Here is a 12,264-nt window from a genome sequence, read left to right as displayed (position 1 = left end):
AATTGGCGCCAGCCGAATTCGCTCGTCAGCTGGCGCCTTCATCGGGTTCTGCAGTGCCCGAAACGCCGGAAAACTCGCTCTAGATTTGGCCCGGAAACCCCAAGCAGATCACCGAGGCCATTCCCAAAGATTGAAATGGCCCGAAGAAATCAGGCAGGTCAGGAGCGCGCGGCGGACGTGTTTGGCACGGCGGGCGCGCCGTCGAGCGAGCCGCCGGTGGATGTGAAGATGCCGCATGCGAAACTCTACTGTGTCCACGATCGCAAATCATGGACACGATCCCCCGTGATCTACACGGACTCCACCACGCCATCATGCCTCACGCGCGCACGTGAATCAGGGGACTGGCCCAGCCGAGGGGCTTACCCTCCAAGTTGTGTTAGTGCCCCTTATGCAATAACGCTGCGCTCTGGCGCACATATAAGATACCATTCAGCGCAGCGCAGTCATTGACCGAACGACGCTGCCCTCCCTTGGACGAATGCTCAAACTCAGAAATCAACGGTTTAAGAACTGCCCGCATCTCGTTGCTGTTTTTTCGGCTCGTCAAATCTCACTAGTCTTACAATGCCAGGCTTAGACCAAGTAAGATGATTCTTTAATCTATACTCAATAGCAACCGGACCATGAAAATTCGGTTTAAATTCAAAATAAAGCATCCATCTATCATTTACCAGTTCAATTCTAGCCTCTTTTTTGCCGTGATCTCCGTGCTCGATAGATAAAATTTCCGCATCGAAAAACTTTCCGCCATGCGCCTTTTCACTCAGGTCAATCGTAATTTTGAGCTGATTATGGGGCAAAGAATGATAATGAGGCGCCATTACCGGCTGTTCTTCGACGACCATCTTATACGCAATTTTCCCAATGTAATTATGAGCGTCACTCGCTTCCACACGGAATTTAAAAATCCCGCCTTCAACCGGCACCCCCGATAGGACGCCGCTCTCCGTCAGGGAAATTCCTTTAGGCAACCGGTTGTCCAGCAAATTGAATTTAACATTACCCTCAGCATTCTCTACTGAAAGCTGCTGCTTGTAATCCCCTCCAACCCACGCCCCTTGAGACAGCTCTTCAGGAAAAATACGTATCCCTGGGGCCACCGAAATCAGATAGAAGTGAAACCCACTTCCTTTATTATTCTTGGATCTTGCCTCCACCCCGAAAGAGAAAATTCCCGGCCTGTCCGGCGTGCACGACACCTCCCCATTCGAATCAATAACGCCACCTCCCGGAAGGACTCCTTCTTTCAAAAAGAACTCATACTGCCCCCCCTCGTCCTTCAATAGGATTTTTCCCGATATCGGCGTCCCAACTTTTGCACCCTCTATTTTCAGCGGAAGAAATGTAATATTTTTATCAAATCCCCGGAGATAATCAGGTATTTTAGCCCCAGAGTGCGCAGGAAACCGCTCGCCCGGCTCGAGAACCGTAATCAATATAATATCACTTACCACTCCATGAGGTTCGAACCCGACTTCGAGTACAACCGGATACGTGCCATACGAGCGTTCTCCAACTTGGAACGACAGCACATGACGTCCGTCGACATCGGCTAAGATACCGGCATAACTCAAAAAACCATCCTTCCTAATTATTTCTTTATCGGAAATTGTCAACCCTGTTATCCCTTTACCTTGTACATAGCTGTCCAAGTTGTCGACCACACCTCGTCCTCCTGGATATGTATAATATCTGAATCTATTTAGCGAGACATCCGTTTTCTTTGACTTTTCTATGCGAATGGAATTTATAAATCGAACCTTTTGATTCCCGGCAACGGTTACAGCTGTTGTCGCAAATTTATAGTCCCCGTCCGCAAGTGGCTCCCCCTCAATGAGGTAATTATCATGTAAATTGAGGCCACGCGGAATTTCCCCTGCAATAAGCCTCACCTCGCGATAACCATCTTTGTGAGTTAGGATGTTAGTCCAGTTCGTTTCCCTACCAACCTCTCCGGGGGGAATGGTTACGGAAGAAAATCCATCGCTTTGCGATAGAATCGTAAGCGATTGCTTATGCGTTGCCTCAAAGACTGGCATTTCATTTCGAACAGCCTCAGCCCTGAGATGGTAATTAAACTCTCCTGCCACTGTGGGCGTCCCCGTTACTTCTGCCACCCAACCGAACGGAGAGAATCTAAAATTCATCCCAGCAGGAAAGTCCTTTGAAGGATCCTGCATAATCGGAGATAATTTCATGGCATCGATTATCGGCAGATGCCCCCCCTTCCAATAAACAATAAACATATTTGGGATGAACTTCATCCCCTGAACACCCGGATTGAGATTTTCCGGAAAAAAGCTTAATTGATCCAAGATTTCAATTTCATATTCAAGGCATGACATGTCGCCCTCGGCATCAACAACCCATACACGAAACATATCGTATTGCCCCGGGAAATCACCCGAAACTGGATTTATATCTACTTCTATTTCGCCATTTTCTTTTAGTGAAATAATCCTCAACTTCTTATGCTGCGATATTGCTGGGTTAGGTGAAAAAAACTTGTAAGGAGGGACCCAACCTTCCGCCGCCAGCTGAGCGACAAATCGCTCTCCCTGATTTCTTGGGGGCAGCTTTGTCAACCCTTTAACAAGAAGAGGAACCACTGTGATACGCAGCACAAACAACTCGCACACATTACTCGCTCTCGAAAATGCCCGCACCAAAATAGCACTCTCCTCCCGAGTCGCCAGGTAGTTTGTGTCGACGCTATATATATCACTGGGGCGAGCCGTGTGTTCCCCTTCGGCAAACCCGTGGATCACAAGAGTATCGTGCTCCTTCCACAAACTAACGTCGCCAGTAGGACATCGTCCACCCAAATATTCAGCCCGGTAAAATCCATTTCCAAGAATTTTTTCGTTTATCTCGCATTCGTATCCATTACCTCTAAATCTTTTCAAAATTTCGGGTTCTTCAAGTGATTTTTTTATGATGGGTAGAAATATTTCATCGGGCACGGATGATTTGTCGTTTATTTTACTTTTCCCATCAAGAAATGTAATTGAAAAATAACCAATCACCTCCTTCCCTTTAGTTCCCGCCTTGGGGCTCATCAAAATCCCAAAGCTATAAACCCCAGGGCTATCACTCGGTATGCCGCTGATTATTCCATCCTCATCAATTTTCAGCCCCTTTGGAAGGGAATAGCGGAACCCTCTCAGAGACGGGAGTGGTGCGATTACAGAAACTGTATATGTTTTTAATTTTGACTTCCCTGGCATATCGGGATCCGGAAAAGGCAATGTATTTCCTTGCGTAGAAAACATCCACGGAGAAGTCCCGTCCGACAGATATTCAAAACCGGTGACTGCGTCTGGGAGCTTTCCATCCGGCGTTGCAGCTGGATCGTTGGCCTCCCTGCCGCCGTACGCGGCCCTAATAAGATATACACGATGGTTCTTCTCATTCAAAGTGGCCATACTTTTCTCCAGCGCAATTGATTTTTAGTAATCCACAAATGGGAAATTAAATTGATGCAGAAAAAACTGCAAAAAATGGTAGCGCTCATACGCTTTATACGTCGCAGCACTGGTTGCGGCCAGACGCCACCGGCGACAACTACGCGACAGGCAGGTGGCCGGTCCCGTAAGGCAGTGGCGGCACGAATTGCTGTTCGCGAAGCTATGGACAGCACATGAGATCGATCTCGATCGTGCCGCACAGAGTTGTCGATTCATCGCAGCTAATATCGGCTAAAAAATGAAGCAACGCGACCTGTTTCCCCAATTACATGCATCACGTCGTCAAAAACGCAAACAGTGCCCGGCGATTCGGACCGGATCGAATGTCACAACAACGCAACGCAATTACTACCACTGTGCGGTGGAATTCCGATCGATCCCCCCCCCGGTCGATCAATTCAACGACTGCAAGTGGCTCTACGCCGATCGCAGTTACGCATCTCGACAATCGCGATATCGGACCGGTGAGTGCCAGACACCGTACCAAACACAAGTCTGGCCTTGACAAATATCATTGCGTCATTGGATCCACCTACGCGCGATTGCATCACTTTAGACGTCTACGCATCTGCGGAGATCTCTCTAACACACCGGGTTGCCGTTACGAAACCGTCTTTAAGTTTCGGATACCAAAATTAAAATACAACAGACGAAAGATAGAAACGGCTGGAAACATAAATTCCCAGCCGTGTAGCTTTCGCTCTTACTTGATATTGAGCGTCACCTTACCAATATTGGAAGATTGGCCGGAATTGCCTATAATTGCATAACGAATTTCGATAAATTTTCCTCCAAAATTGCCATGAACCGTCACCTTTAATTTAGGTACGCGTTCGTCCGTAGTATCGGTGATGATAGATGCGCCGACGTGCTGATTGCAGATTATGTCACTGATGCCGCCAGTGTACTCATGATCATAAGTTAGATTAATTACTGATTCGCTATCTTTTTTAACCTCCAGTGGAGTGATCTGTTTCAGAAAAAGACTTTGCTTGCGCACCATAATCTCCAGGCTAGTCTCTTTTACTTCATATTTATTTTTTAGTTTATATTTTATGACCATCAAGCCTTCTTCCGTATTGGCGGGCGGCGTATATTTCAATATCGTTGTGCCTCTTATCACTTCTGCACCAATAGGCATGCTTCCTATAGGTTCTATTCCAGTAAAAGGCCGTCCAGTAGATTCCTGAACAAGATCTATATTAATCTCCTTGCCGACATATGCGACAGGCATCGCAGCCTCGGGAAGGCGGTGTATACGTATATGATGACCAACTTTTATCGGGTATTCCGTGCCCTTTTTTACTTTATTAACTTCTGTCATATTCGTTCGACCGGAGGCGTCCATCGCCACAATATCGAAAATAACCTCTGTGATTTCGCTGCCTTCTGGCACGGTCCCGGTGAGTTCGCCATTATCAGTAAGCGTGAAGAAACTCTTCATATCCTGCGGGGTCACTGATAGTAAACGGTATTGCACCGAACCAAACGAATTAGTACAAGTCACGGACTTATGAAATCTCTCGCCAGAATATGCGATGTCATTTTGTGTTGGCAGAGCCAGAGTCAACGCACCAGGGGGCGCCACACTAATTCTCTTGGTGCCTTTCCCTTCATATCCGTTTAAATCTTTCACTGAATAGTGAAGTGTCATGAGGCCAGCATTCTTTGGCTTACCATAAATATATCCGGTTTCTTTATTGATTTCCAGGCCCGTGTCGCCCGGCGTCACGCTGAAAGACAGATGGTCTTGGGAGGAACCTGCATACGGAACATTGAGGGCTGCTGCATAATCTTGCCCCTGCACCGGCGGGTTGTGATCTCTATATTCAATTTCCAATTTAGGATAGACGTGAATTTCCCGAACCGCCACAGCGCTCATATCTGCAACACTGCTTTTAGCCACGATTTTGATTATATATATCTGGCCAGTGGAGTATTGCTTTTGTTCTTCATGCGGCGCAGGCACCCCCTCCAGCGCTCCGGTGCTCTTATTCAATGTCACACCCGGCGGAAGTATACCCTGGCTTGTGTCAATTTCCCATTCATAAGGGCCGACCCCACCAGTTACAGCGAACTTAATCGCGTTAATTGGCGCAGTGCCTGCACGCAAGTACAGCGCATTGCCGTTCACGGGAGTTATTTTCAATGCATCCAGAATATTAATATCAAGGAAAGCCTCAATATCGGGATGATCGAAATCCGGCGTGTCGTTTTGGTTTTTTATTTTTTTTGCCAAGATTTTTATTGTGATTTTTCCTGCGCGATAAGGGGTGCCGCTCCCTTTTCCATTGACATCAAAATGTATTTGGTCGCCACTCACAACGTGGAATTTGTAGATGCCGCCGTGAACAGCATCGGCAACGGTTATTTGCCCACTGAATGGATTGTTCACCCGCCCGGTTTTTTTACTAAGGCTTATTTTCATCATTTATACTCCGTATGGATATTTATATTCGTGAGGTTACAAATACTGGCGCTGTGCATTAGCGTTCAGCGCCATTGAAAAAGTTGACAGAGAATTGAGTTTTATTCAGCTTCCGATAATTTTCGGTCTCCTGGTTGGTAGGGATTGAGGTGTTGTTGCACAAGAGATTGCTGACACAAAACGCCAGATAGCGTGAACAGATAACGACGGCCTCAATGGAGCAATAACGGGACATACACATCAAGGCGTGAATGCGCGGTTTATCGTCGGGCTGTCCCGGCCGCGACTTCGGTGCGATAAGCGGTACGGTACGCAGCAATCAGCGATGGCATTCTGTCGGGTTCGAGTTCCGCTGTGACAACGGCGAACTGCTGAGTGACGCTCGCGCTGAACGGCTGCAACCGCGAAGCGATGAACTGGGTCGCCACGACGGCAGGTCGCAGTGGCAACGTCGTGCACCATGGAGCGCTCACCGCAGTGGCAAATCGCGTTGGTGATGCGTCGCATGCGCCCTCCGGAATCGAGTGGTTGAACAAGAACCCTTCAGGCCGCACGGCCGATGACACACGTCGGTTCGCAGCGACTAGGGTTCGCTTGCATTTGATGAAATGTGTTTACATCTTGTCGTTTGCGCGAGCGGACCAAGATGATCCGAACGTTACTGAACGAGACGGGGTATGGGCACGAATTGAATTCGTCTTACCGGGCAAGGAAGGCCGCCCAGGACGAACGGCGGCCGACAATCGCCGGTTTGTCGAAGCGGTCTGAATTGGCAGGGCCTGCTGCCCGTGGCGCGACTTGCCGCAGGCGTTCGGACGATGGCAAACGGTGCACATGCGCTTCTCCAGATGGCGTCGCAGGGTGTGTAGGAACGCATGATTCACGCCGTGGCCAACGAAACCGAGACCGAGCATGTGTTGATCGACTCGACCATGGCGCGCGCACTAGCATTCGTCCGGAGCCCCCAAAAATGGTTCGCAAGCGCTCGCTCGCGAGGTGGGCTGACGACCAAAGTTGCACCTGACCGTCGATGACGCCGGACGCCCTCTCCCGCGGTTGATTGCCACCGAAGGGCAAATGCGCAGTACCGTGCGACAGTGAGTTTTGTGAAGATAGTACAGCGCCCGTCGTGTCGCCCCGATACCTCACATCGCTGCAGCCGCCCGAGACCTAGACATCGCGTTTTGAGCATTAAAACGCCCTCTCCAAAAAGCGCGCGAAGCGCCGCTCGCCGCGCAAAGTCCTGCACTCAATGGATCACAATCTTAGGAACCACTTCATAAAAGCAGCCCCGGATTCGAGGGCCACTCCAGCATCACGTTACGGACAACCTCAGGCAGCTCTAGTCTTACCAGACAATCATCAGCCGCCCATCAAACCCCGTGGCAATACCCCTCGCTCACGGATGTGACTGCGCAGCAATCATGGGGGCTGGTTGGTCGAGGACTCGAATGCAGCCGCACTTATTGCCATACCGGCACATACTAGATACAAATAGAGCACCGGAAAGTGAGAATCATCTCAATTTGTGCGCCTTCTGCATATTTCGGCGAAGCCGAACAGTGATTTTGGTTGAAGTCGGACAGGGTTTCCGGAGGAAGGTGAATAACCGTTTCGGTCGGATCTGAGCACTTCGTGCGAATCCCGAAACAGGGGTTCGACTTATCGAACAGCTAATGTCAAATGTGGTGTACGACGGCCGGGCAGAGGTGGCGGCGCAAAATTGGACAGTGGGATAAGTGGAACGGCCGGGGCCTGAGCCCGCGATAATGCAGGCAAAGGAACCGAGGAAATGACGAAACGAACCCGACGCACGCACTCAGCGGCGTTCAAAGCAAAGGTGGCGCTGGCAGCGGTCAAAGGCGAGCGGACGCTGGCCGAATTGGCACAACAGTTCGATGTGCATCCGAACCAGATCACGGAATGGAAACGGCAGTTGCAGGAGCGCGCGGCCGACGTGTTCGGAGCGGCCGGCGCGGTTTCGAGCGAGCCACCGGTAGACGTGAAAACCCTGCACGCCAAGATCGGCCAACTCAGCCTGGAAAATGATTTTTTAAGCGGCGCGCTCACCAAGGCGGGATTGCTGAGCGCAAAGCGATGATTGACCGTGGCCATGCGTTGCCTGTTTCGCAGCAGGTCCGACTTGTTGGTATCGCGAGATCGAGCGCGTATTATCGGGCGCGGCCTGTCAGCGAGGCCGATCAGTTGCTGACGCGACGAATCGACGAACTGCACATGAAGTAATGAGATGGTCACCCCCACCCTGCAGGCGGACTACGCTGCAGGGTGTTTCCTTTCTGGAGAGGCCATCATGCAAGACGTGACACTGGCAGGAATCGATCTGGGAAAACATTCGTTTCATCTTCACGGTCAGGATCGGCACGGCAAAGCCGTGTTTCGCAAGAAGGTGGGACGGAAGCAGCTCCTGGAGTTTTTCGCCAAGTTCCACGCCTGCACAGTGGTCGTGGAAGCGTGCGCCGGTGCGCATCACATGGCTCGCAAGCTGGTCAGCTTCGGGCACCGGGTCAAGCTGATCTCGCCGCAGTTCGTGCGGCCTTTCGTCAAGAGCAACAAGAACGATTTCTTGGACGCCGAGGCGATCTGCGAGGCGGCCTCGCGCCCCGCCATGCGATTTGTGACACCAAAGACGGAATCACAGCAGACGCTGTCAGCCCTGCATCGGGTCCGCGATTCGCTGGTGCGTGATCGGGTTAAAGCCGTCAATCAGATGCACGGCTTTCTGCTTGAGTTCGGCATCAGCCTGCCTATCGGCAACGCCGTTATCAAACGCTTGCCGGCCGTGCTCGCCGATCATTCACTGCCACCGCGCCTCGTCGCCATCCTCGAACGCCTGCATGTGCACTTCAAGTACCTGAGCGAGCAGATCGGCGAGATCGACAAGGAGATGACCCGCCAACTTGCCGACGATGAATTCGGTCAGCGTCTGCTGACGATTCCCGGAGTCGGCCCGATAACGGCGAGCGTGTTGAGCGCCGAGATGGGCGACGGCAAGCAGTACGGATGCAGCCGGGACTTCGCGGCATCGATTGGTCTCGTGCCACGCCAATACAGCACGGCCGGCAGAGCCAACCTGCTGGGGATCAGCAAGCGGGGTGATAAAAACATCCGGCGCTTGCTGGTTCAGTGCGCTCGAGCTTACATGCAGCGACTCGAGCGCCAGAGCGGCCCACTTGCCGATTGGGTTCGTGCCTTGCTGGCGCGACGCCACTCCAATGTCGTAGCCTGTGCTCTCGCGAACAAGCTGGCGCGTACCGCCTGGGCACTGGTCACTCGAAATACTGTCTTCGATGCGAAGGCGGCTGTCATGCCTGCCTGATCGGCCGATCCCGCTTACTGTTTTACCGAGGTACCTGTAACGACGCGCCAGATTTGGCATAGTTTTGCGCTGTGTTTGGCACTCGACTCAATCGACGGTTTCGCGCGTCATTTGTCACCGTTGCGAGTGACTTGAAGAAACGATCGACTATTCAGCAGACGGTAATTCTCAGTTAATATTCGTGTCGGCGATGTTCGATGGAACTGCAGCCGGAAACCGTTGATACTCGCCCGCGCGAGGGCCGGCAATACTCACGCATAGCAGCGCAACCGACCGCCGGGAAAGACCGGCCCGAAACCAACCTCTTCGTGGGGCTGGTTTCTTTTCGGACGCGATGCGCCTTGACTCTACGAGAGTGATCTCGGAGTCCGCAAAATCAAGAGGTTTCTCGAACACTTGAGCCACTCAACTCCCTTATGATCGCATCTGCTCATCATGTAGGATGAGCTCTCAGGACTTTTCGACTCTTTGCATGCCGCCTACGGCGGCATCTTTTTTGCCAACGCTAAAGATAAGCTTGGGCAGCAGTCGGAAATGCCCATTCGCGCGGGTGTAGCTCAATGGTAGAGCAGAAGCCTTCCAAGCTTATGACGAGGGTTCGATTCCCTTCATCCGCTCCACGAATGAAGGCAGCCTCTCCAGACAGACCCTACCTTTGAAGGTGGCTGTATCTGGAAATCTCTCGCGCCCCTCCCAAGGGTCTGGAGATCGGCTGGATGGAGCAGTCGACCTATATCGATTGGCCGCCGGTCAAACTTTGACCAGGGCCTGCATGATGCTTGTGACGAGATATTTTGATCGCGAGAAACTCTCACTGGTTATCGACGCTTGCCGAGCCACTCAGCGAAAGTATTTTTTGCAAAATCAGAGATGATTCTTGCTGCGCCTACGTCGGTATTCCGACACACTCGGTATCGGCTACGTCATACCCCTCAGACGCAGTCACCTCGTGTGGCAAAGCAGGTGCTTTGCCCTTGATGCCGCTCCACAGGGGCGGCATTTTTTTGCCCGCCTATAAGAAGGGCAGAAAAAAGCCCGCCTCCATGTGCAGAGGCGGGCTCTTCCCCAACGCTGCTGCTTACCCAGAAAGACGCAGCATCGCGAATCTTATCTCGCAAAGCCATTGCAGCTGCACGAGAAGTTTCTCAAATTTTTCATACTAATAAAGTCGCTCAAAGCTGGATCGGAACCTCGCGGCCGAAGCGACGTGCATTGCAGTACGTCATATGAAATCAGCACACCTATTCCTGGCAGTGACCTGCCCCCGGTTTTAGTCCGGACTGCAGTTAGAGTCCGAGGTTAAATGACCCTGAACCAGAATTAGTCCCGGTCGGAAGTGGAGATTTCCGGCTTGGTTGAGTTGTCAGGCGAGGCGGATTCCCTTGCCTGACGGGCGAATTCGGCAGGCGTCATCCACTGCAATGCGGAGTGGGGACGAACCTCGTTATAGTACGTGCGCCAGTCGTCGATTTTGCTCTGCGCGTCGGCCAATGACAAGAACCAATGCGCGTTCAGACATTCCTGCCGGAAGCGCCCGTTGAAGCTTTCGACCTTGGCGTTGTCAGTGGGCGTGCCCGGTCGGCTGAAATCCAGTTCAACGCCATGTTCATAGGCCCAGCGATCCATTGCCTTCGAGATGAACTCGCTGCCATTGTCGACCTTGATCGTGGCCGGGTGTCCGCGCATGGCGGTGATACGCGTCAACGCTCCGACCACGTGCTCACCCTTCAGACTTTGGCCGACCTCGATGGCCAAGCATTCCCGTGTGTAGTTGTCGACGACGGTCAGTGTCCGAAGACGTCTTCCATCGAACAGTGCATCGGCAACGAAATCCATACTCCAGATTTCGTTGATCGTAGTCACCATATGCTTGGGCTGCCGTAGTCGTGCCGACTTGTTGCGCCGCGGCCGCTTATGCCGCAGCGACAGGCCTTCCGCGCGATACAGCCTGTAGACGCGCTTGCAATTATCTCTCCAGCCTTCCCGTCGCAGAACCACGTGAACGCGTCGATACCCGTAGTGCACGCGCGTGGCGGTGATCTCCTTGATACGCATGAGCAGTGCCGACGAATCGCGTGCGACTGACTGATACCGATACAGCGAACGAGACATGCCAAACAACGCACAGGTCTTCGTCAGACTCGTTCGATAGCGATCACGCAACTCATCGATCAACATGCGCCGACGGGCAGGCTTCAGAGCTTTTTTGCGAGTACGTCCTGCAGCATGGCCTTGTCCAGGCTCAGGTCCGCCACGAGTCGCTTCAGCTTCGCGTTTTCCTCTTCGAGCTGGCGCAACCGGCGCAACTCGGAAGGTCCCAACCCTCCGAATTTCTTCTTCCAATTGTAGAAAGTCGCCTCGCTAATTCCGAGCTTGCGGCAGATCTCTTCGACCTTCGTACCCAGCTCGGCTTGCTTCAGTGCAAATGCGATCTGCTCTTCCGTAAACTTGCTCGTCTTCATGGCATGGCCTTCGTGTCTGCTCGGACACATCATGCCGAATTTCTCTACTTTTGAACCGGACTATTTCTTGGGTCAGGGTCAGCAGCATTTCAACCACTGACGCGAGGTCCATCGAAGCCAATGCTTGGGGTGAAATACCATCTCGCGATAAGTTGGTATCGACTTTCGATCGAACTTGAAATTTCGCCGAATAGCTTGGGCCGAAACCGCCGCACATTAGATTCGAAAAGGAATCGCGACCAGCAAGAAGGTTAGAGTGTAGATGCCGCAATCAGGGACGTAGCTTTGCATTTCTCACCTTTGCTCGATTTTTGACTCTGCCACCGAACAATGATGGTCTCCCGTCATCTCGGCACGACAAAAAAATGTCCCGCCCCTCCAAACAGAAGGCGGGACCAAGAAACACAGAGAGGAGCTAATTCTAGCGGCAGTGCCGCATTACGGCGCCGAGAATTATGTAGTGGTCTAATGAATCCGGACACTGATTTAGGCGAGAATGTTCGCCATGAAGAGGTGTCTGATGAGCAAGCAACGACGTACGTTTTCCCCGGAGTTCAAACAGCAAGC

The 12,264-nt window shown here is 51.9% G+C and carries 4 protein-coding genes, 1 tRNA gene and 3 pseudogenes; 5 read left to right on the top strand and 3 right to left on the bottom strand.

The genetic code is table 11. The annotated features are described in order from the left end of the window. Positions 1–506: 506 nt before the first annotated feature. Positions 507–3,428, bottom strand: a complete 2,922-nt coding sequence (locus ACNQQL_RS35115) for an Ig domain-containing protein (protein ID WP_347069198.1) — start codon at positions 3,426–3,428, stop codon at positions 507–509. Positions 3,429–4,173: 745 nt separating this feature from the next. After that, positions 4,174–5,901 carry a putative Ig domain-containing protein gene (locus ACNQQL_RS35110; RefSeq protein WP_347069192.1) on the bottom strand — a complete coding sequence of 576 codons (1,728 nt, stop codon included), beginning with the start codon at positions 5,899–5,901 and terminating at the stop codon, positions 4,174–4,176. A 308-nt stretch (positions 5,902–6,209) separates the two neighbouring features. On the opposite strand from ACNQQL_RS35110, the pseudogene ACNQQL_RS35105 reads away from it, so the two are divergent. From ACNQQL_RS35105 to ACNQQL_RS35085, 5 genes and pseudogenes are all read left to right on the top strand, one after another. Further along, positions 6,210–6,477: pseudogene (locus ACNQQL_RS35105) on the top strand (IS3 family transposase); the annotation flags it as partial. A gap of 42 nt (positions 6,478–6,519) precedes the next feature. Continuing rightward, positions 6,520–6,843: pseudogene (locus ACNQQL_RS35100) on the top strand (transposase); the annotation flags it as partial. A gap of 847 nt (positions 6,844–7,690) precedes the next feature. Further along, positions 7,691–8,139, top strand: a pseudogene (locus ACNQQL_RS35095) (transposase); the annotation flags it as partial. 70 nt (positions 8,140–8,209) lie between these two features. Beyond that, positions 8,210–9,235, top strand: coding sequence for an IS110 family transposase (locus tag ACNQQL_RS35090; RefSeq protein ID WP_347069205.1), 1,026 nt, complete (start codon positions 8,210–8,212; stop codon positions 9,233–9,235). Positions 9,236–9,781: 546 nt separating this feature from the next. Beyond that, positions 9,782–9,855 (top strand) — tRNA-Gly (locus tag ACNQQL_RS35085). A gap of 700 nt (positions 9,856–10,555) precedes the next feature. Here ACNQQL_RS35085 and ACNQQL_RS35080 read toward each other — a convergent pair. Further along, positions 10,556–11,697, bottom strand: a protein-coding gene (locus tag ACNQQL_RS35080; RefSeq protein WP_222907977.1) for an IS3 family transposase whose coding sequence is annotated in 2 segments (ribosomal slippage) — positions 10,556–11,445 and positions 11,445–11,697 — 1,143 coding nt in all. Because the reading frame shifts where the segments join, the coding sequence is not laid out codon by codon here. Positions 11,698–12,264: the final 567 nt, after the last annotated feature.

This window comes from Burkholderia sp. LFS061 (assembly GCF_047978125.1).
GTDB lineage: Bacteria > Pseudomonadota > Gammaproteobacteria > Burkholderiales > Burkholderiaceae > Burkholderia > Burkholderia pyrrocinia_C.
This window is presented reverse-complemented; position numbering and strand designations above follow the sequence as displayed.

What these genes read in the sequence shown, in the direction of transcription:
- ACNQQL_RS35110 (WP_347069192.1), bottom strand. Translation starts at nt 5,901, where the DNA reads ATGATGAAAATAAGCCTTAGTAAAAAAACCGGGCGGGTGAACAATCCA.
- ACNQQL_RS35115 (WP_347069198.1), bottom strand. Translation starts at nt 3,428, where the DNA reads ATGGCCACTTTGAATGAGAAGAACCATCGTGTATATCTTATTAGGGCC.
- ACNQQL_RS35090 (WP_347069205.1), top strand. Translation starts at nt 8,210, where the DNA reads ATGCAAGACGTGACACTGGCAGGAATCGATCTGGGAAAACATTCGTTT.